The sequence below is a fragment of the Flagellimonas sp. ABD4_174 genome (assembly GCF_056160185.1).
Map to the genome: position 1 here is coordinate 2,943,839 of NZ_JBSWWP010000001.1, position 20,122 is coordinate 2,963,960.

General features: G+C 42.6%; 20 protein-coding genes. 9 read left to right on the forward strand and 11 right to left on the reverse strand.

What is annotated here, in order from left to right; genetic code table 11:
- Positions 1 to 56: 56 nt before the first annotated feature.
- Positions 57 to 869, reverse strand: coding sequence for a peptidase associated/transthyretin-like domain-containing protein (locus ACXAFK_RS13155; RefSeq protein ID WP_474958048.1), 813 nt, complete (start codon positions 867 to 869; stop codon positions 57 to 59).
- Complete coding sequence (locus ACXAFK_RS13160) at positions 866 to 1,606, reverse strand: carboxypeptidase-like regulatory domain-containing protein (protein WP_338196246.1); 741 nt, start codon at positions 1,604 to 1,606, stop codon at positions 866 to 868. The genes ACXAFK_RS13155 and ACXAFK_RS13160 overlap by 4 nt, the downstream gene beginning before the upstream one ends.
- A 211-nt stretch (positions 1,607 to 1,817) precedes the next feature.
- Here ACXAFK_RS13160 and ACXAFK_RS13165 point away from each other — a divergent pair, with 211 nt between their 5' ends.
- The 5 genes from ACXAFK_RS13165 (at position 1,818) to ACXAFK_RS13185 (ending at position 7,145) form a co-directional block, all read left to right on the forward strand.
- Complete coding sequence (locus ACXAFK_RS13165; protein ID WP_474958049.1) at positions 1,818 to 4,085, forward strand: beta strand repeat-containing protein; 2,268 nt, start codon at positions 1,818 to 1,820, stop codon at positions 4,083 to 4,085.
- Positions 4,085 to 5,245 carry a gliding motility-associated C-terminal domain-containing protein gene (locus ACXAFK_RS13170; protein WP_474958050.1) on the forward strand — a complete coding sequence of 387 codons (1,161 nt, stop codon included), beginning with the start codon at positions 4,085 to 4,087 and terminating at the stop codon, positions 5,243 to 5,245. Before ACXAFK_RS13165 ends, ACXAFK_RS13170 begins: the two co-directional genes overlap by 1 nt.
- A gap of 77 nt (positions 5,246 to 5,322) precedes the next feature.
- Complete coding sequence (locus ACXAFK_RS13175; protein ID WP_474958051.1) at positions 5,323 to 6,057, forward strand: M15 family metallopeptidase; 735 nt, start codon at positions 5,323 to 5,325, stop codon at positions 6,055 to 6,057.
- 39 nt (positions 6,058 to 6,096) lie between these two features.
- On the forward strand, positions 6,097 to 6,861 hold the full coding sequence (locus ACXAFK_RS13180; RefSeq protein WP_252080331.1) for a M48 family metalloprotease: 765 nt from the start codon (positions 6,097 to 6,099) through the stop codon (positions 6,859 to 6,861).
- 116 nt (positions 6,862 to 6,977) lie between these two features.
- Complete coding sequence (locus tag ACXAFK_RS13185; RefSeq protein ID WP_224837602.1) at positions 6,978 to 7,145, forward strand: DUF6747 family protein; 168 nt, start codon at positions 6,978 to 6,980, stop codon at positions 7,143 to 7,145.
- Positions 7,146 to 7,247: 102 nt separating this feature from the next.
- On the opposite strand, the gene ACXAFK_RS13190 is transcribed toward ACXAFK_RS13185, so the two are convergent.
- Positions 7,248 to 7,643 (reverse strand): ankyrin repeat domain-containing protein, encoded by a 396-nt coding sequence (locus ACXAFK_RS13190; RefSeq protein ID WP_224837601.1) that lies wholly within the window; start codon positions 7,641 to 7,643, stop codon positions 7,248 to 7,250.
- A 208-nt stretch (positions 7,644 to 7,851) separates the two neighbouring features.
- On the opposite strand from ACXAFK_RS13190, the gene gpmI reads away from it, so the two are divergent.
- From gpmI to ACXAFK_RS13205, 3 genes are all read left to right on the forward strand, one after another.
- Positions 7,852 to 9,369: a 2,3-bisphosphoglycerate-independent phosphoglycerate mutase gene (gpmI, locus tag ACXAFK_RS13195; RefSeq protein ID WP_474958052.1), complete on the forward strand. Its 1,518-nt coding sequence runs from the start codon at positions 7,852 to 7,854 to the stop codon at positions 9,367 to 9,369.
- A 44-nt stretch (positions 9,370 to 9,413) separates the two neighbouring features.
- Positions 9,414 to 10,232, forward strand: a complete 819-nt coding sequence (gene map / locus ACXAFK_RS13200; protein ID WP_474958053.1) for a type I methionyl aminopeptidase — start codon at positions 9,414 to 9,416, stop codon at positions 10,230 to 10,232.
- Positions 10,233 to 10,412: 180 nt separating this feature from the next.
- Positions 10,413 to 11,177, forward strand: coding sequence for a class I SAM-dependent methyltransferase (locus ACXAFK_RS13205; protein WP_293296386.1), 765 nt, complete (start codon positions 10,413 to 10,415; stop codon positions 11,175 to 11,177).
- On the opposite strand, the gene ACXAFK_RS13210 is transcribed toward ACXAFK_RS13205, so the two are convergent.
- The 8 genes from ACXAFK_RS13210 to ACXAFK_RS13245 all read right to left on the reverse strand — a co-directional run bounded on the left by ACXAFK_RS13210 (position 11,178) and on the right by ACXAFK_RS13245 (position 18,704).
- Positions 11,178 to 12,182, reverse strand: coding sequence for an FAD:protein FMN transferase (locus ACXAFK_RS13210; protein WP_474958054.1), 1,005 nt, complete (start codon positions 12,180 to 12,182; stop codon positions 11,178 to 11,180). It abuts the gene before it with no gap.
- A 1-nt stretch (position 12,183) separates the two neighbouring features.
- A complete protein-coding gene (locus ACXAFK_RS13215; protein WP_474958055.1) occupies positions 12,184 to 12,543 on the reverse strand; it encodes a Na(+)-translocating NADH-quinone reductase subunit F in 360 nt (119 codons plus the stop codon).
- Between the two features lie 84 nt (positions 12,544 to 12,627).
- Positions 12,628 to 13,938, reverse strand: coding sequence for an NADH:ubiquinone reductase (Na(+)-transporting) subunit F (gene nqrF / locus ACXAFK_RS13220; RefSeq protein WP_293296391.1), 1,311 nt, complete (start codon positions 13,936 to 13,938; stop codon positions 12,628 to 12,630).
- A 2-nt stretch (positions 13,939 to 13,940) separates the two neighbouring features.
- Positions 13,941 to 14,684, reverse strand: a complete 744-nt coding sequence (gene nqrE, locus ACXAFK_RS13225; protein ID WP_224837594.1) for an NADH:ubiquinone reductase (Na(+)-transporting) subunit E — start codon at positions 14,682 to 14,684, stop codon at positions 13,941 to 13,943.
- A gap of 11 nt (positions 14,685 to 14,695) precedes the next feature.
- Entirely contained in the window at positions 14,696 to 15,343 is a 648-nt protein-coding gene (locus tag ACXAFK_RS13230) for an NADH:ubiquinone reductase (Na(+)-transporting) subunit D (protein ID WP_224837593.1), read from the reverse strand.
- 1 nt (position 15,344) lies between these two features.
- Positions 15,345 to 16,094 carry a Na(+)-translocating NADH-quinone reductase subunit C gene (locus ACXAFK_RS13235; RefSeq protein WP_375334517.1) on the reverse strand — a complete coding sequence of 250 codons (750 nt, stop codon included), beginning with the start codon at positions 16,092 to 16,094 and terminating at the stop codon, positions 15,345 to 15,347.
- A gap of 5 nt (positions 16,095 to 16,099) precedes the next feature.
- Complete coding sequence (locus ACXAFK_RS13240; protein ID WP_293296394.1) at positions 16,100 to 17,350, reverse strand: NADH:ubiquinone reductase (Na(+)-transporting) subunit B; 1,251 nt, start codon at positions 17,348 to 17,350, stop codon at positions 16,100 to 16,102.
- A gap of 1 nt (position 17,351) precedes the next feature.
- Positions 17,352 to 18,704: a Na(+)-translocating NADH-quinone reductase subunit A gene (locus ACXAFK_RS13245; protein ID WP_293296396.1), complete on the reverse strand. Its 1,353-nt coding sequence runs from the start codon at positions 18,702 to 18,704 to the stop codon at positions 17,352 to 17,354.
- A 151-nt stretch (positions 18,705 to 18,855) separates the two neighbouring features.
- On the opposite strand from ACXAFK_RS13245, the gene ACXAFK_RS13250 reads away from it, so the two are divergent.
- The gene (locus ACXAFK_RS13250; protein WP_474958056.1) at positions 18,856 to 20,100 is read left to right on the forward strand and encodes a type IX secretion system plug protein; all 1,245 of its coding nucleotides are present in this window, start codon (positions 18,856 to 18,858) and stop codon (positions 20,098 to 20,100) included.
- Positions 20,101 to 20,122: the final 22 nt, after the last annotated feature.

Consider the following 20,122-nt stretch of genomic DNA (forward strand, 5'->3'; position numbering starts at 1 on the left):
CCAAAAACAACCCTAGCGTTCCCAAAGTGACAAGTTCAAACAACAAATCCAAAAAATCAATCCAAATCATTGTTCTTACGATAGGCCCTGCTCTTGTTCATGATCACATCCCAAATCCTTAATTTATCCTGAGATTTTACCGCTTCTTGAAAATTCTCGTCCACTTCGCAGAAGTACATAAAATCATCAATTTTTTCCATTGGGATTTTTAAGGTGGCCACAAAAAGTGAATCCGCATAAAATCCTTGAACTTCTTGGGTCTGGGCGTAGTTTTTTTCCAGCTTTACCCTGTTCTTGAGCATTTTTGTTCTGCCCGTAATGGCATTTATGATCGGGTTTAGGCTCACTGCCCCTCCTGCTCCTCCGAACCCGCCGCCGCCCATTACCCGCATTGCGGAAGCCTCTTGGAGCCTTCTTTCACTTTGTGTGGGTATGGACCTGTGCGCATTGGGCAATTGCAATGCTTCAGCAGTTACATCTTTTTCCAAAACAACCCGGTCTACATCGCGGCTCAAATCACCCGTTAGATCGTAAGGGCTAACCACCACTTCCTTTAATTGGTTCACAAACTCTTGTAACGGTACTTCGATAAAGTTGGACCGAAACAAATCTGGGGTAATCGGCAAGGTTTTTCTTAGAAAATGTACAGCGGAGAACACCAAGGTATCCTTCTCATGGACCATTATGGCAAACCTACCTTCCAAGTCGGTAATTACGGCATCTTTAGTGGTGATGTTCTGTACAACCACACCTACGACATCCTTATCCGTACTGGTCACCTTTCCTTGCAGTAATTTGCTATCCTGCTCTTGGGAGAAACCTGTTAGAGCAATCAAAAAAAACAGTAATGCGAGAAGGCATTTTTTCATTCCTCGTTCAAGGTTGCCAAGTATTCTTTGCTCTGTGTAACCAGAAAATCGATCAATTGAAACTCATTTTCTTTTCTGAGCAGGGTCTGCGAAGGAATCCTATCGTCACAGTACAACAAAAAGGCATCTATTTTATCTTGGGGCAACCTTAGATCCACAACAAAGAACTCATCATCATAAACATGGCGCAGCACCTCGCTTACCTTTAAAGGTGCTCGTTGTTGTCCGTTTACTTCTTGGGATTTAAAAAGGGCCTTGAAGATGTTCACAAAATTGATTCCGTCCTTCATCCCGCGTGTGGTTCTCGAATTGGCGATATTTTCGACCTCGGTACCCCGATCTATCTCATAATCGAATTGCTTAAAATCTTCATTTTTTACCTGCAGAAAACGTTCTTGCTGATCTGGCGTAACCACCACCTCGTCCAACTCCCGCACTTTTTCGGTAACCTCTACGACCAAACGATTGTTCTGCAATATCTCCGGGGTAACGGTTATCACCTCCAACTGGTAGTTCACCGCGGTAAACACCAACTGATCCCCATCTTTTACTGCAATAACAAACTCCCCGTTCTCATCGGTTATGGTTGCCTGGCCGCTGGTTGAATTGATCACGTTCTCGTTGGGAACATTGGAACTTCGGTACAAGACCTTGCCTCTTAACATTTGACGGGAATCCTGCGCAAAGGACCAGCCACTCACGAGCAAAGCGAACAAAATCAAGAATGTATTTTTCATTTCTGGGCGTTTAATGTGTTAAAGAAAACCCTTGACAAGGATATAAAAAATTAAGCGGTTCTAAACTTTTGTTAATTCTATTCCTACAAATATACCAAAGGGAATTCCATTCACCCCCGAATTACGTGTTTCGACGGTAATTATTAAAATAATTGCCACATAAAGTTAGCTTTGTTTTTTACGTTTGGAAAATCCTCAAATAACAAACACTGTGAAAACTTCAATTGTCTACACGATCATAGCCCTACTAATGATTAACACCCTAAGTGGTCAGGTAAAAATCGGCAATAACCCGGAAAGTTTAGATCCCGCTTCTGTTTTGGAACTGGAGAGCAACACCAGGGTTTTGGTGATTACCCGTGTAACCGATGCGCAAATGAGCGTGATCAACCCATTACCGGGGGCGTTGGCGTACAATACAGACCAGGATTGCCTGCATTATTACGATGGTACACAATGGGTCAATATTTGCGAGGAGTTGGACAATTCCTTTACAGTGAGTACACGTGCAGACTATTTGAGCCAATTAAATCCGCAGGCAAGGGACAGTACGGTGATCATTACAACAACGGTAAATCCGGACGACAGCGTTAACTACAATTTTGAAGTGGCACAGATTACCGGGGCCAATATTGTGAACACCTCCATAAATGGAGCTTCCAAATTGCAGGACGATTCCGTGACCAGTGCTAAATTGGCAGACGGTTCGGTAACCCTCGAAAAATTGGCAGATGCCACAACAGGCCAACCCGGAGATTTGTTTCAGTGGAACGGCATCAACTGGACCTTAATAAACGAATCTGCATTGGGGATTACCGAAAAAGATAGTATTGTAGGGAATGAAGTGGTAGGACCAACCGATGCTACCCTTCTATTAAGTGGTGCTGGAAGTCAGGCCGATCCACTAACTCTAGATGTTGCCCCATTGGGCATAGACACTGCTGAATTGGCGGATGCTGCGGTGACGACCACTAAAATAGCCGATGGAAATGTTACCGATGCCAAACTCGACAAAACAAATATTCCACTTAGTGGGTTTGGAGCTGCGGGAGCAGCTATAGACTTGGGCAACCAAATTATATTCAATTTAGGAGACCCTACAAATCCATTGGATGCCGTAAACTTACAAACGTTGAATGCCGCTATTTTGGCTTCTAACCAGACTATAGTTAGCACGGACACTCCAAACTCAATCACAACTGGTTCAGACGGAGGTGCCATTTACGACGATACCGCATTGCAGACATCCGTGACCAATAACACAAACAACATCACAACCAATCAAACCAATATCGCACAGAACGCTACCGATATCGCAGCGATTACAATAGTAAGCTCAGACGCTCCAAACTCAATCACAACTGGTTTAGACGGAGGTGCCATTTACGACGATACCGCATTACAGACATCCGTGACCAATAACACAAACAACATCACGACCAATCAAACCAATATCGCACAGAACGCTATCGATATCGCAGCGATTACAATAGTAAGCTCGGACGCTCCAAACTCAATCACAACTGGTTCAGACGGAGGTGCCATTTACGACGATACCGCATTGCAGACATCCGTGACCAATAACACAAACAACATCACGACCAATCAAACCAATATCGCACAGAACGCTACCGATATCGCAGCGATTACAATAATAAGCTCGGACGCTCCAAACTCAATCACAACTGGTTCAGACGGAGGTGCCATTTACGACGATACCGCATTGCAGACATCCGTGACCAATAACACAAACAACATCACGACCAATCAAACCAATATCGCACAGAACGCTACCGATATCGCAGCGATTACGATAGTAAGCTCGGACGCTCCAAACTCAATCACAACTGGTTCAGACGGAGGTGCCATTTACGACGATACCGCATTGCAGACATCCGTGACCAATAACACAAACAACATCACGACCAATCAAACCAATATCGCACAGAACGCTACCGATATCGCAGCGATTACAATAGTAAGCTCGGACGCTCCAAACTCAATCACAACTGGTTCAGACGGAGGTGCCATTTACGACGATACCGCATTGCAGACATCCGTGACCAATAACACAAACAACATCACGACCAATCAAACCAATATCGCACAGAACGCTACCGATATCGCAGCGATTACGATAGTAAGCTCGGACGCTCCAAACTCAATCACAACTGGTTCAGACGGAGGTGCTTACTTGAATGCAACTGTAAAACCAATCACCGTTATTGGTGATAATATAACCTTAACAGATGCACACTATACAATCATTTTAGATAATTCAGGTAATTTATCATCAGGGTTTTCAATACCAGCACCAACAGATGTTACAACCGGTAAAATATTTGTAATACGAAATAATAGTGGAGGCTCAGTAGACGTGTGGGTGGAACCGACTTCATTACCCCCATTTAATATATTAAATGACGGTGAAGCACTATGGGTGCAAACAGATGGTAGTAACTGGTATCAAATCAACTAATGAAAACCCTCCTCCACATAGCATTTTTGTTATCGGTCTGTTCTGTTGTGGCTCAGAGCGGGTTCTATAATGACGGTAATATTAAGGTTTTTGGGAATTTGGGCATACACACCAATTTTATCAACGATGCCGATTTTGACCAAGACAGGGGCCTGGTTGGTTTTTATGGGAACAGTGTGATCCAAATAAGCGGTGATGTAGAACCCATTTTATGGGATACCGAAATTATGGTGACCAGCGATCTGTTTATGTACAACTCGGTACATGTTAAAAACAATGTCAATTTTATAGATGGTAATTTCCTCACGCCCGTGAGCAATCAATTGGTCTATCTCAATTTTATGGAGCAAGGTTTTTATAACGATGCTTTCGACACTTCGAAAGTTACCGGCTTTGCTGCGGTAAACAACAGAGAAGCATTTTCTTTTCCAGTGGGGGACCAAGAACAACTCCGCCCATTGACCTTGCTCTCCGAAACCACGACCCCTTTGGCCATTTGCGCCTATTTTTTCGAAGACCCTTCTGCTCCCACATCAATTGTGGAAACTTTTGATACAGACGAAAAAGTACAAGAAATCGGCAAAGTAAGCGACCGTGAATTTTGGATTGTTCAAAGCGATGTTCCCGCGCAGGTTTCGATCGCATGGAATGTTAGGAGTTCTTTGATCACCATACCCAACGCCACCGTTGAGTCCATAATTATTGTAGGTTGGAGCAAAGCTGAACAAAAATGGGTCATTATCGGGAATTCCGCCACAAGTGGCGACATTAATCGAGGGTTTATTACATCGGAAACCTTTGTTCCCAGCGAGTATGCCGCCATCACTTTTGGCACCATACCCTTGCCCACCGATACCTTTGCCGTGAACAATCCCACTTTGGGCAATTATTTTTTAAGCCCCAATGGCGATGGCATCAATGATTCCTGGATTATCGATAATCTGGAAGAATCTCCCAACAACAGCGTTCGCATCTTTAACCGCTACGGACAAAAAGTATTCGAACAAATCAACTATACCAACGAGTTCCATGGCATTGCCAATACCGGCACCATGATTTCCAACCAAGGAATAGGATTGCCGGAAGGGGTATATTTTTATTTGGTAACCCTGGAAGATGTAGAGCTGGAATACACAGGTTTCCTTTTTTTGGACCGTTAAGAACCTAGCTGGCTTTTGCTCAATTTTCAAAATAAGGAATTAAAAATACTTCTTAACTTGGGGGCAAAATTCATTTCATGAAAAGAAGGACTTTTATTAAAACCGCTTCAGCATCGGGCTTGGCCTGTGCCATTCCTCCCATTTTCCCAACTTTTAACCACTTGGATTATTCCACCGAAGAACTTATGGGCAAGGCGAATATTGAGCTTTTTGGAGAGGACATCAACTTGCGCGAAGAGGCGTACGAGTCTTTTTTGGAAATGAAAAAAGCAGCCTATTCGGACGGCTTCGACATTAAAATTGTTTCCAGCTACAGGGACTATTACCGACAGCGCAGTATCTGGGAACGTAAATATCTTCGATTTACCGAAGAGCAGGGCATGGCTCCATTGGATGCCATTGACAAGATCATAGAATATTCCACCATTCCCGGAACCAGCAGACACCATTGGGGCACCGATATCGATATTATTGATGGTTATCCCAAAGTCAACGGAGATGTCTTGGTCCCCGAAAAGTTTGGAGCGGACGGCCCATATGAAGGCCTAAAATTATGGATGGACGAACACTCGGAAAAATATGGTTTTTACCTAACCTACACCAACAATCCGCGCAGGCGTGGCTTTAAGTACGAGCCATGGCATTATAGCTACGCCCCGATATCGATTTCCATGCTCACGGCTTATAGAAAACTGAACATTTTAAAACTTTTGCAAAAGGAAGAGTTTATTGGTAGCGAACATTTTACCACGGGCTTTATAAAAACCTACGTCCAGGATAATATATTGGACATCAACCCTGTACTCCTATAACGCTTTTTTCGTATCTTGAAACATTAAGAACACTAACCCATGAGAAGAGGAAGTTGGCGCATTCGCATCCTAATTGGTCTGGCCATTGTTGCCTTTGCCTTTGTACGGAGGTGCAGCAACCAAGAGGAAAACCCATACACCGGTAGAACCCAGAACATAGACATGACGGCGGAGCAAGAAATTGCCATTGGCCTGCAAAGTGCACCAGAAATGGCACAACAGCACGGAGGCCTGTATCCCGACGAACGTCTGCAGAATCTGGTAGATGCCGTGGGACAAAAGTTGGTCAAGAGCAGTATTGCCAACCAAACCCCTTATGAGTACGATTTTCATTTATTGGCAGATGATCGCACCGTAAACGCCTTTGCCCTTCCTGGCGGACAAATATTTATTACCTATGCTCTCTTTTCACAACTTAACGAAGCGCAATTGGCCGGTGTACTAGGTCACGAAATTGGACATGTACTCGGACGGCATTCCGCAGAGCGCATTGCCGAAAGCACATTTTGGCAAACCTTGGCCACGGGAGCATCGGTCGGTGGCGATATGGGCAATCTGGTTGCCGGTATCGGGCAAAACACCCTGCTAACCAATGGAAGGAACGATGAATTGGAAAGCGATGAACTTGGCGTGTTGTTCATGATCGAAGCTGGGTACGACCCCTATCAAATGATCGAAGTAATGAAAATCCTAAAAGCGGCGGCGGGGCCCAATAGGGTCCCAGAATTCCAAAGCACCCATCCGGACCCCGAAAACAGAATAGAAAAAATACAAGAGGCCATCCAAAAATATTCAGGTCGATAGAATTGGCGTTTTATCGATAAAACAAGGCGGTTGACAATAATTCTGTACCTTTGAACGAACCCCGAATCCTACTATAATGTTCTCTTGATCTACCATGCTGTAAAAAGAGAGAACACATGGGAACACTATTACATTTTAAAGATCTCTATTTAGAGGCATTCGACGATTGCAGACCAAGCTTTGTGGTATTCTTTTTAAAAGGATATTCTATATTTTGCGCAGCCATGTTCGTATTGGCCGTATATGCATTTTTGTACAGAGCTTTTACTGGCTTTGAATTCTAAGCCGCGAGAAACACTCTTTTGCAAGGACACTAAATATGTAAATGAGCAAAAAAGCCCATCCAAATTGGACGGGCTTTTTTCGTTAGACGAATAAACTCCATTCTATTTTTTCTTCATAGCAGCTTCCAGTACGGCTTGGGCTTCTGTAGCATTGGATAGTTTGGCATATTTGATTGCTGTCATTCCCCCGTCGCAGCGTTTTTTAACATCCGCACCGTTATCAATAAGAACTTGCAGTACATCGGCCTTATTGTAGCGTGCGGCATAATGGATAGGTGCCTTGCCCAATGATTTTTGGTTGACATCCTCTCCAAGTTCAATAAACTTTTTTACAGTTTCCACATCGCCTTGCATAACCGCTTTGCAAAAAGCACTAAGATCATCCGGCGATTCCATTTCGATTTCCACATCTGTTTTGATGGTTTTCAGCTCGTTGGCAGAAATACCGCTTAGGGCCAACATGCAAAATGCAGCCACTGTAAAGATTGTTTTTTTCATGATGAATTGTTTTTGATTAATGAATTTACTAGTTATAAAAGTAGACTGCCTTAAAGGCAAGATGTTACAGGATTAACAGTTATATAACTAAACTTTAACAATGCCTCAAAAAAATCATAAAACTATTAACAAATTAGCAATCAGAAATTTAACGAAAAGCTAGGGGGTCCAAGCAGATCATTTTATTTTTGCAGAATAATTTTTAATTATGAGCAAAAAGGTAATTCTTATGATTTTGGATGGATGGGGAAAATCCCCGAATCCAGAAGTTTCGGCCATTGCAAAGGCCAATACACCATTTATAGATTCTCTGTACACCAAATATCCCAATGCCGACCTCCACACCGATGGAATGAACGTAGGACTTCCCGAAGGGCAAATGGGAAACAGCGAGGTAGGACATATGAATCTTGGCGCGGGCAGGATTGTGTATCAAGATCTGGCCAAGATCAATAAGGCCGTAAAAGAAGATACCTTAAAAAACGAGAAAGTGCTCAAAGAAGCATTTGAATATGCAAAAGCAAACCATAAACCTGTCCATTTTTTAGGATTGGTCAGCGATGGTGGCGTACACAGCCACATCGACCATGTAAAAGCATTGATTAAGGCCGCGGACGAAAACGGCGTAAAGCAATCGTTTGTACATGCCTTTACAGATGGCAGGGATGTGGACCCTAAAAGCGGAAAAGGATTTTTGGTCGACCTTAACCAATATTGCTCGGACAAAAATACCCGATTGGCCACCGTTATCGGTCGTTATTATGCCATGGACCGCGATAAGCGTTGGGAACGGGTAAAACAAGCTTATGATGTTGTTGTAAATGCCAATGGGGAAAAAGTTCAGGATATTGGCGAGGCCATGCAAAAAAGTTATGAAAATGGTATTACGGACGAATTTATAAAGCCCTTGGTCCTTACCGATTCCAACAATGAGCCCATTGCAAAAATCAAAGATGGTGACGTGATCATTTTCTTCAATTTTAGGACGGACCGCGGTCGTGAGTTGACCCAAGTCCTTAGCCAGCAAGATTTCCACGAGCAAAACATGCATAAGCTGGACTTGTACTATGTGACCATGACAAATTATGATGAATCCTTTAAAGGAATCAAGATTATTTTCAACAAGGAAAACATAAAGGACACCCTTGGTGAAACCTTGGCCAAAAATGGTAAAAAACAAATTCGGATAGCTGAGACCGAAAAATATCCCCACGTTACTTTTTTCTTTAATGGTGGACGCGAGGAACCTTTTGATGGAGAAAAGCGCATTCTTTGTCCATCGCCCAAAGTTGCCACCTACGACCTCCAGCCAGAAATGAGTGCATACGAAATTCGGGACGCTATTGTTCCGGAACTACAAAAAGGCGAAGCCGATTTTGTTTGCCTCAATTTTGCAAATCCCGATATGGTTGGTCATACTGGTGTAATGGAAGCTGCCATTAAAGCCTGCGAAACTGTGGACGAATGTGCAAAAGACGTTATCAATGCAGGTTTGGAAAACGGTTACTCCACAATTGTGATAGCAGACCACGGAAACTGCGACACTATGGTAAACCCGGATGGGAGCCCAAACACGGCACACACAACAAACCCGGTGCCCCTTATTCTTGTGGACAACGAGATAAAAGTGGTTAAAAGTGGTGTTCTGGGTGATATAGCTCCAACGATTCTAAAAATGTTGGAGGTACCACAACCCGAGCTCATGACCCAAAAACCTTTGGTTTAATACAAATGGCTTTAAATCCATAGAATCAATTTATCTTTGCAGCTATGATCAAAGTAAAGACAGCGGAGGAAATTGAATTAATGCGCGAAAGTGCTTTAGTGGTTTCCAGAACATTGGGCATGTTGGCCAAAGAAATTAAACCCGGGGCCAATCCATTAAAACTGGATAAAATGGCCGAGGAGTATATTCGTGAACAAGGTGCGATTCCGGGATTTTTAGGAATGTACGACTTCCCGAACACCCTTAATTGGAGCCCCAATGCACAAGTAGTCCACGGTATTCCCAACAACGAACCGTTAAAGGACGGGGATATTATCTCTGTAGATTGCGGCGCTGTAAAAAATGGCTTTTATGGAGATCATGCCTATACTTTTGAAGTAGGTGAAGTGGCCGAAGAAACCAAAAAGTTGCTCAAGGTGACCAAGGAATCACTTTACATTGGAATTCGCGAATTTAAGTTAGGCAACCGAGTGGGGGATGTAGGATATGCCATTCAAAAATATACCGAGGACCACGGCTATGGCGTAGTGCGCGAATTGGTCGGCCATGGTTTGGGAAGGGAACTACATGAAGATCCCCAAATGCCAAATTATGGCAAAAGAGGTCGTGGCAAAAAGTTTGTAAATGGAATGGTGGTTGCCATTGAGCCCATGATCAATATGGGTACCAAACGCATAAAACAACTCAAGGATGGCTGGACCATATTGACCGCCGATGGCAAACCGAGCGCACACTTTGAACACGATGTGGCATTAGTTGACGGCAAACCGGAACTATTGTCCACTTACCAATATATTTACGAGGCTCTAGGAATTACCAGCGATGAAGAGGATGAATTCCGTAGCAAGAAGCTGGTGCTTTAAGTGAGTTTCTGATAATAATTTGTCCATTCGAGTGATTTTTGGGAGTGTAACGGAGAAAAATTGTATCGAGAATTAAAGTATAAGAACAAAACTCCAGTTCTCGATACTTTTTCCTGAGCTGAAAAACTCGAACTGACATTTTACATTCAAACTTTACCATCGGTAATAATCATTTAATCAGTGTCAAGCATATTTAAATATTTCCTTAATCTAATTCCTCGTCCTTTACTCATCCGATTGAGCTATTGGGTGCGACCGTTGATCGCGTTTTCCCTAAAGGGAAAAACATATACCGACCCTATCGATGGAAAAAGTTTCAGGAAGTTTTTGCCTTACGGATACGAGAATCCTCGCGAAAATGTACTTTCCCCCTCCACCCTCTCCCTGGAACGGCACCGTTTGTTGTGGCTATATTTAAAAAACGAGACCAAATTCTTCAACCAACCGTTAAAACTCTTGCATTTTGCACCGGAACAGGCCTTTTACAAGCGCTTTAAAAAGTTGGAAAATTTGGAATACACGACCACTGACCTTAATTCCCCTTTAGCAGATGTGAAAGCGGATATATGCGACCTCCCTTTTAAAGATGACACTTTTGATGTAATCCTTTGCAACCATGTCCTGGAACACATACCCAACGACACTAAAGCCATGCAAGAACTATTTAGGGTAATGAAACCTGGCGGATGGGGCATATTCCAGATTCCACAAGATATAAATCGCGCAAAAACATTTGAGGACGATACCATTACCGACAAAAAAGAACGCGCCCGCGTTTTTGGCCAATACGATCATGTCCGCATTTACGGAAGGGACTACTTTGACAAGCTTCGCAGTGTGGGCTTCAGGGTTGAAGAAGTGGATTACACCAACACACTTCCAAAGGAAGATGTAAAAAAATATCGTTTGGCCAATGGGGAAATCATCCCGCTCGTAAAAAAGTGATCATTTCTTGACCAAAGCTTCAAAACCTGGTGTAAAAAACTCTTGGGTCTCACCATTACTATCCAAATAGATGATATAGGCCTCAAGTTCATCATGATTCTCAAGTACAGCCTTGGAATCCTCCAAATCCATTGCCATAAAAGATGTGGCAAAAGCGTCGGCAACCGCACAGGTCTTTGCCACGACACTTGTGGCCAAAACATTCGAGTTTTTGGTATAACCTGTTTTCGGGTTTATGGTATGCACATATTTCTCACCTGTTTCGGGATCCACCCTAAACTTTCTATAATTCCCCGAAGATGCCATCGCAACGTCTTTTAAAGCAACTATTTGTTTTAACTGACGGCCATTTTCCACTTGGGGATCATCGATGCCAACCGACCATTGCTTCCCCGAGTCAAGATTTTTTCCTCTGGCAAGGACTTCCCCTCCTACTTCGACCAAATAATTTTTGATACCTTTTTCATCGAGCATAGCTCCCAGCCGATCTATGGCGTATCCTTTCGCCACTGCATTAAAATCGAACCGAATGGATGGGTGTGATTTGGTTATGGTATTATCCCCGTTCAACTGCACCTTGCCCCATCCAACATAACCCAATAAACTATCCACGCGCAAACTATCGAGTTCCAATTGGTCTCCTGGACCAAAACCCCATGCATTGGCCAAAACACCTACAGTAGGATCAAAATAACCGTTTGAAGCATTGTGAACCTTACTGGATACCTCGAATACTTCTTTAAACATTTTATCCACCTGTATAGTGGAATCCCCTTGGTTGATCTTTGAAATATCAGAATCAGGAATATATGTGGACATGGATTGGTTCAAAACCCGGAACACAGAATCGATTTCTTGTTGATAATCCAACTCTTTATCCGCAATAAAAATTATGGAGTAGGTTGTTCCCAGTGCGTTGCCCCGTGTTTGGTTTTTTACGGTTTCGTTGGTCCTACAACTAAAAAGGAAGACCATTAACCCAAAAAGATAGACTGTATTCTTCATGCTATATTTCAATTAATCCTTGGTAATCCACTACGTATTCTTGATCCAAATAAAGTGGCTCTGTCCTGTCCGATGCATTCCATAGCCCAACACCGGCAAAATAGGTCTTGGCCTCAAATTTTTCGGCATGATCTTTTACAGTTTGCATCACCTCGGGGTCATATTCTCGTGGATTTAAGGGAAACTCCACATTTCTTACCACAATAAAATGCAAAACCTTTTCCTTTAGGCACACATACTGTGGATTCTTTTTAAGCTTGCTATTAATGGCCATAAATTCAAAACCATCTGCTTCCAACTCCCGACCCACTATATTCATGGCCAGATTATGCAACTCCTGTTCCGTTAATTCTCTTCCCATAACAAAAAAACCGATGCTTGGAGCATCGGTTTGGTTTTATTTATACCTCTCGACAATGCTCGAGGTGATTAATAAACATTGGTACTATCCTCCAAAGTCATCAAATCTGATATTCTCATCTGGGATACCAAAATCTTCTCCCATTTTTTGAACGGCCTTGTTCATTAAAGGAGGCCCACAGAAATACAGTTCAATATCTTCGGGAGTTTCGTGATGGTTTAAATAGTTATCGATTACACAGTTGTGAATGAAACCTACAAAACCATCTCCCTCTTCATCATTAATATCTTTTTTTACTTTCCAGTTATCTTCTTCCAAAGGTTCGGAAAGTGCCATATAAAACTTGAAATTAGGGAACTCCTTTTCCAATTGTTTAAAATGGTCGATATAGAATAGCTCTCTCTTGGAACGTCCTCCATACCAATAGGTCACTTTTCTGTTCGTTTTTAAGGTTTTGAACAAGTGGTACAAGTGAGAACGCATCGGTGCCATACCGGCACCACCACCTACATATAGCATTTCAGCATCGGATTCGTTGATGAAGAATTCACCGAATGGCCCGGAAATGGTAACTGGGTCTCCCTCTTTCAAACTAAAAATATAAGAAGAGGCAATACCGGGGTTTACATCCATCCATCCATTTTTCCCACGATCCCATGGCGGAGTAGCAATACGAACATTTAACATAATTTCCCTTCCTTCGGCCGGGTAGGAAGCCATCGAGTAGGCCCTTTCCACCGTTTCTGGGTTCTTCATGACCAACGGCCATAGGTTGAACTTATCCCACTCAGCTTGGAACTTATCCGGAGTTTCATGCTCTTCTGGGTGGGCAGTAATATCAATATCTGAATATTTCACTTCGCAAGGCGGTATTTCAATTTGGATATATCCACCTGCCTTATAGTTCATTTCTTCTGGAATCTCCACCACAAATTCCTTGATAAATGAGGCCACGTTATAATTACGAACCACTTTGGCATCCCATTTTTTGATACCGAATACTTCTTCTGGAATGGTGATTTCCATGTCCTGCTTCACCTTGACCTGACAGGCCAAACGCGCACCTTCCTGTAACTCCTTTTTGGAAAAGTGGGGGGTTTCTGTTGGCAATGCCTCGCCTCCACCCGAAAGCACATGGCATTCGCATTGGATACAAGTTCCACCACCACCACAAGCTGATGGCAAGAATATTTTTTGGTTACCCAAGGTAGTCAGCAAAGATCCTCCAGACCCTACTTCCAGTTCCTTTTCACCATTGATCTTAATGGTAACTGGCCCTGATGGTGACAGTTTTTCCTTAGTGAACAACAAAAGTGCCACTAACAATAACAACAAAACAAGAAATGCTACTACGGTAATAAGTATTGTACCTCCGGTACTGGCGGCTAATATCATCTTTATTTGTTTATGGCTTCGTTATATGAGATTGCTTTTTCGTTATCCTCAATCTCTTCTTTAATTTCTTTTTCCTCCTTGGTGGTTTCCACGGTTGTGCTCTGGGTTTCCTCTGGCGGCTCATTGTCACCGGTAAGCATTCCTCCAAAACTCTGGAACCCTATCCCCATTAATCCTGTTATGATGAATGTGATTCCCAAACCACGCAATGGTGCCGGCACATTGGAATATCGGATTTTTTCCCTAATGGCGGCAATGGCCAAAATAGCCAAAAACCACCCTATACCAGAACTGATTCCGTAATTAAGAGCCAATCCTATATTTGGAATATCTCTTGTCTGCATAAAAAGTGATCCACCCAATATAGCACAGTTCACTGCGATCAACGGCAAGAAAATACCTAGTGAGTTGTATAAAGAGGGAGAAAATTTTTCCACCACGATCTCTACCAACTGTACCATTGTTGCAATGGTGGCAATAAATAGAATAAATGATAGGAAACTAAGGTCATAATCTGCATACTCTGGTCCCAACCATACCAAAGCCCCGTCTTGAAGCAGGTATTTATCCAACAACCAGTTCAAGGGTACCGTAACACCCAATACGAATATTACAGCAGCTCCCAATCCTACCGCAGTAGAAACTTTTTTGGATACGGCCAAATAGGAACACATTCCCAAAAAGACCGCAAACACCATGTTGTCTATAAAAATCGACTTAAAAAATAGTTCTAAATGCTCTAACATGCTCCCTAAGTTTATGCTTCTTCAATTAATGCCCTGTTTCTAGAACGTTGCACCCATATTATAATTCCCACAACAATCAGTGCTGCCGGTGGAATGATCATAAATCCATTGTTCTCGTAACCGATGGCGTACAGTCCAGTTTTCGCAATGGGATCTCCAAGTACCTTGATTCCAAAAAGTGTCCCAGAACCCAAAAGCTCCCTAAAAAACCCTACGATTACCAAAATTACACCGTACCCCAACGCGTTTCCTATACCATCAAGGAAAGCTCTACGAGGGCCGTTTCCAAGAGCAAATGCCTCAAAACGTCCCATAATGATACAGTTGGTAATAATAAGTCCAATAAATACCGATAGGGTTTTGCTCAAATCGTAAGCGAAAGCTTTCAACACCTGATCCACCACAATTACCAAGGTCGCAACGACCACCAATTGCACAATGATCCTAATTTTCGAAGGAATAATATTTCGTATCAACGAAATGACCACATTACCCACTCCCATTACAAACAATACGGATATGGCCATTACAACGGAAGCTTTAAGTTCTGCCGTAATCGCCAACGCAGAACAAATACCCAAAACCTGAATGGTAATAGGATTGTTATCCGTTAACGGATCTTTTATAAGATTTGCATCTTTTTTTGATAATAGCGCCATATTAATTGGTTCTTATGGTTTCTAAATAAGGTTTGTAAAGCTTAAGGCTTTCTTTTATCATTGCCGCTATGCCATTACCGGTAATGGTAGCTCCTGCCAAGGCATCCACGGCATTGTCTTCTTTATCGTTGTTCAATGGATCATTGTTTCCTTTTGCCACGGCAATACCTTCGTAAGCTCCGTCGTTCAGGACAGATTCTCCTTTAAAATCATCCATAAAAAAGCGCTGGTTAATGTTGGATCCAAGACCTGGTGTTTCTCCTTTGTGATCAAAAAAGACACCTTTAACTTCCATATTTTCATCCAAAGAAATGTATCCCCATATTGCATCCCAAAGTCCTTTACCGTACATGGGTATGATATAGTATTTCTCTCCGTCTTTCTCACCGATCAACAAAGGAAGTTCCGCATCTTTACCGGATTTGGCGTCCGCCAATGCCTTTTGAACATCGATCAGATATGCATTTTCTTTTTGAACCGCCTCTGTGCCATCCCAAACCAATTGCTGGGTGATGTACTTTGAAAATGCTCCCTCCACATCGGTCGTGGGAACAAAGGCAACATCGCCATCGCCTTCATTTTGATTGACACCCATGGCATAAAGGATATTCTGTTGCTTTTCAAAGCGCTCGTTCTCATCAATCCTAGGCTTGAGGCCGGTTGCCAAAAAGGCTAGTATAGAACCTACAACAACCACCATGATCGCTGCAAAAATTACTGTATAGCTATTCTTTTCCGTATTCATTGCCATTTCACTTAAGCTGTTTCCGTTTTTAATGAATCTACCTCATCCGAAGCTTTAGGGTATATGGTAGCCGACTTCAATCGCTTTAATCTCTTTTTAACATTGCCCTTAACCACATAATGGTCAATGGTCGGAGCAAATACGTTCATCAGTAGGATGGCCAAGAATACGCCCTCTGGGTAGCCAGGATTGAAAACCCTTATCATTACCGACAGGAATCCTATAAAGAAGCCATAATACCATTTGCCCTTGTTGGTCTGGGAACCTGTTACCGGATCGGTAGCCATAAATACGATACCGAAAGCCAATCCACCCACCAATAAGTGCTGCCAGTATGGGAAACTCATCAACGTATAGAACTTACTGTATTCCGGAAGCCAACCAGCATCAACAACTCCATTGAAAATCAAGCCCATTGCCAATGAACCGATAACGGCACTCACCATAATTCTCCAAGAGGCGATCTTGGTGAATATCAAAAAGAGACCTCCCAACAAAATCAACAAGGTGGACGTTTCACCAACCGAACCAGGAATAAAGCCGTAGAACATATCGGACAACGAGTAACTGTAATCGGCACCTTGTGCCAATGAACCAAGAACGGTTTCTCCAGAAATGGCATCTGCAGTTCCGGCTCTTTCAACTGCCTCGTGCACCCATACCTTATCCCCACTCATCCATGTTGGATAGGCGAAGAACAGAAATGCACGAATCGTTAATGCCGGGTTAAGGATGTTCATCCCGGTGCCTCCGAACACTTCCTTACCGATCACAACCCCAAAGGCAACTGCAATCGTAAGCATCCAAAGTGGGGTATCCACAGGAATGATCAACGGTACAAGCATACCGGTTACCAAATAACCTTCCTCTACTTCGTGTCCTTTTATTACAGCGAACAAAAATTCGATGGCCAGACCCACACCGTAGGATACGATCACCAACGGCAATACGGTGGTGATTCCGACCAAAAAGTTGTCCCAGGTCAAGAAATGTTCCATAAGGGAGAAACTTTCCGGAAATCCATTGATCGCTGAATAGTGCTGATATCCTGCATTGAACATACCAAATAGCAAGCATGGCACCAACGATAAAATTACCGTGTTCATGGTACGCTTTAGATCGTCCGCAGCTCGAACGTGCCCTCCCGAATGGGTAGTTTCGTTCGGCATATAAAGAAATGTATGCAGAGCATTAAAGGCAGGAGCCATTTTTTTGCCCTGGTACTTAAGTTTTAACTGATGTAGTTTTTCTTTCATTCCCATATTATCCAAGTTCTTTTTGCAATAAATCCAATCCTTCCCTGATTATTTGCTGGTGCGGTTGTTTTGATATGCATATGAATTCTGTCAAAGAAAAATCCTCTGGAGCGACTTCGTATAGACCCAACTGCTCCATCTCGTCCAAATCTTTAATCATACAGGCCTTTAAGAGTTGAAGAGGGTAAATATCCAATGGAAAGACCTCTTCATATTTTCCTGTTACAACAAAAGCTCTGTGCTCCCCGTTGGTATTGGTATCCAAATCGTATTTCTTTTTGGGCTGCAACCAAGAAAAAGTCAAAGCCCTAGTAGACGATATTTTATTAAAAATAGGCTTGTTCCATCCAAAGAACTCATAATCGTCCCCTTCTGGAATTGCCGTTACGGTATTATTATAAAATCCAAGATAACCTTCCGTACTGGTTTTTGTACCTGTAAGCACATCCCCGTTGATCAATCGAAATCTATCCTGTTTTACACCACTGGCATACAAAAAGGTAGATATTTCCGCACCGATCTTGGTTTTGTAGTACTTAGGCTCTTTGATCACAGAGCCGGCCAGCGCTACAATTCTTTCCGCATTGAACTTGCCCGTTAACAACAACTCGCCCAACATTACCAAATCTTGCGGAGAAATGGTCCAAACGGTCTCACCTTTATTGATCGGATCTATTTTGTTGATCTGCGTTCCAACCAATCCGGCAGGATGTGGCCCGGAAATCTTATGAAGCTCAACCCCTTCGATATCATTAAATGGTGATCTGTTGGATTTCCCAACGGTTACATGGATTTTTCCGGGAGTAAGTTTGCCAAGCCCCAAAATAGCCGCCTGAATTTCTTGCTCCTTATCCTTGAGGATAAAGTCTGGATTGGCCGCCAATGGCGCTGTACCGTAAGCCGAAATAAAAATAGCCTTCGGGGTAACGCTCGGGTCGGCGATCACATCGTAGGGCCTTTGCTTTATAAAAGGCCAACCACCACATTGCAATAGATAAGACTTGATCGTCTCCCCATTTGCAGTGTCCAAATCCGGCACCTTGTTTATTACATAATCCTGTTCTTTGTCGGCAAGGATCTTTAAGGTTAAGATTCTTCTCCTTGCTCCCCTGACAATTTCCACAAGTTCACCGCTCACTGGGGAAACAAAGTGCATTTCTTCGTTGTTCTTGTTATAAAAGAGGGGCTCCCCCGCCTTTATATCCTCCCCTTGTTTTATCAACATTTTTGGAGTGATACCATGGAAATCATCTAGGTTCAGGGCATAAACGTTACTAGTAACGGCTTTGGAAATAGTCTGCTCTGCTGCCCCAACGAGGTTGATATTCAACCCCTTTCTAATCCGGATGTCTTTAGACATATTGTTGTAGACCTTTTGTTATCAAAATCGGACGCAAAAATAGTACTAAAAGGATTGTTTTCATAATTATTAACTATAAAATTGGGATTATACCGAGCTTAGTTCGCTGGGCATACTTTTTGTTTAACTTTACCAAAAATTGTTACGTTTGATGCGTTTTACCTACTTTGTGTTGTTGTTTATATGGATGGGCCACTATGCTTTTGCCCAAGTAATGAAGGAAGTCAACCCTCCTGAAAACATAAAAACCATTGTATTTAAAGGACCTACGGACGATCAATTCCCGGTGGTGAAACTAGGGGAGCCCATTACTTTGGAATTTGATGATCTATTGGCCAACGAACAGGACTACTATTATAAGATAATCTATTGCGATTACGACTGGACCCCTTCGCAACTTTTAAAATCGCAATATCTTTCCGGAGCGGACAACCAACGCATTATAGATTACGAAAACAGCTATACCACTCTGCAGCCTTATTCCAATTATAGGCTCACAATACCGAACGAGAATGTAAATCTCCGGGTTTCTGGAAATTATTTATTGGAAATCTACAACAGTTACGGGGAACTTCAATTTTCTAGAAGATTCGTGGTCTTTCGGGATGCGGTCACTGTTGCCGGCACAGTAAAAAGATCTAGAGATTTCAATTACATCAACACGAAGCAGGTAGTGCAATTCAACATTAATACTGCCGGCTTTCGGGTAGTGAACCCCAAAAAAGAAGTAAAGGTTGCAATTTTACAAAACCATCATTGGCCCACTGCATTGTACCATATTGCACCCCAATTCACCATTGGTAGCGAATTAGTGTACAAATACGATCAAGAAACCAGTTTTTTCGGCGGCAATGAATTTTTGAATTTTGACACCAAAGACCTTCGCTCCCCTACTTTCGCTATCTCCAAAATTGAAATGAGGGAGGTATACCACCATTATTTATTTACCAATCAATATCGATATGATCGCGAATACACTTACTTTCCCGACATTAACGGTGACTTTGCCGTTCGCACGCTCCAAGGTGACGACGTTTCAAGGGAGGCAGAATATTCAAAAGTTCATTTTAGCCTACCTTACTCGGATAAGATTGGACTGGATCAAGTGTTTGTAATCGGAAAATTCAATAATTACGCCTTGGAAGAGGAGAACAAAATGACCTTTAACGAGGCTACTGGAAAATTTGAGACTTCTTTAATGATCAAACAGGGCTTTTACAATTATAAGTATGTCGTTCAACGTGAAGACGGCTCCCTGGACCCCCATTTGGTAAGCGGCAATTTCCATTTTACCGAGAACAACTACTTAATTCTAGTGTATTACCGCGATTTTGGCGAAATGTACGATAGCATCATCGGAATTGGCTCTGTAAACTCCAGAAATATTAGCAATTAACTATATTTAAGATCAAATTATA

What these genes read in the sequence shown, in the direction of transcription:
- ACXAFK_RS13155 (WP_474958048.1), bottom strand. Translation starts at nt 869, where the DNA reads ATGAAAAAATGCCTTCTCGCATTACTGTTTTTTTTGATTGCTCTAACA.
- ACXAFK_RS13160 (WP_338196246.1), bottom strand. Translation starts at nt 1,606, where the DNA reads ATGAAAAATACATTCTTGATTTTGTTCGCTTTGCTCGTGAGTGGCTGG.
- ACXAFK_RS13170 (WP_474958050.1), top strand. Translation starts at nt 4,085, where the DNA reads ATGAAAACCCTCCTCCACATAGCATTTTTGTTATCGGTCTGTTCTGTT.
- ACXAFK_RS13175 (WP_474958051.1), top strand. Translation starts at nt 5,323, where the DNA reads ATGAAAAGAAGGACTTTTATTAAAACCGCTTCAGCATCGGGCTTGGCC.
- ACXAFK_RS13180 (WP_252080331.1), top strand. Translation starts at nt 6,097, where the DNA reads ATGAGAAGAGGAAGTTGGCGCATTCGCATCCTAATTGGTCTGGCCATT.
- ACXAFK_RS13185 (WP_224837602.1), top strand. Translation starts at nt 6,978, where the DNA reads ATGGGAACACTATTACATTTTAAAGATCTCTATTTAGAGGCATTCGAC.
- ACXAFK_RS13190 (WP_224837601.1), bottom strand. Translation starts at nt 7,643, where the DNA reads ATGAAAAAAACAATCTTTACAGTGGCTGCATTTTGCATGTTGGCCCTA.
- gpmI (WP_474958052.1), top strand. Translation starts at nt 7,852, where the DNA reads ATGAGCAAAAAGGTAATTCTTATGATTTTGGATGGATGGGGAAAATCC.
- map (WP_474958053.1), top strand. Translation starts at nt 9,414, where the DNA reads ATGATCAAAGTAAAGACAGCGGAGGAAATTGAATTAATGCGCGAAAGT.
- ACXAFK_RS13210 (WP_474958054.1), bottom strand. Translation starts at nt 12,182, where the DNA reads ATGAAGAATACAGTCTATCTTTTTGGGTTAATGGTCTTCCTTTTTAGT.
- ACXAFK_RS13215 (WP_474958055.1), bottom strand. Translation starts at nt 12,543, where the DNA reads ATGGGAAGAGAATTAACGGAACAGGAGTTGCATAATCTGGCCATGAAT.
- nqrF (WP_293296391.1), bottom strand. Translation starts at nt 13,938, where the DNA reads ATGATATTAGCCGCCAGTACCGGAGGTACAATACTTATTACCGTAGTA.
- nqrE (WP_224837594.1), bottom strand. Translation starts at nt 14,684, where the DNA reads ATGTTAGAGCATTTAGAACTATTTTTTAAGTCGATTTTTATAGACAAC.
- ACXAFK_RS13230 (WP_224837593.1), bottom strand. Translation starts at nt 15,343, where the DNA reads ATGGCGCTATTATCAAAAAAAGATGCAAATCTTATAAAAGATCCGTTA.
- ACXAFK_RS13235 (WP_375334517.1), bottom strand. Translation starts at nt 16,094, where the DNA reads ATGGCAATGAATACGGAAAAGAATAGCTATACAGTAATTTTTGCAGCG.
- ACXAFK_RS13240 (WP_293296394.1), bottom strand. Translation starts at nt 17,350, where the DNA reads ATGGGAATGAAAGAAAAACTACATCAGTTAAAACTTAAGTACCAGGGC.
- ACXAFK_RS13245 (WP_293296396.1), bottom strand. Translation starts at nt 18,704, where the DNA reads ATGTCTAAAGACATCCGGATTAGAAAGGGGTTGAATATCAACCTCGTT.
- ACXAFK_RS13250 (WP_474958056.1), top strand. Translation starts at nt 18,856, where the DNA reads ATGCGTTTTACCTACTTTGTGTTGTTGTTTATATGGATGGGCCACTAT.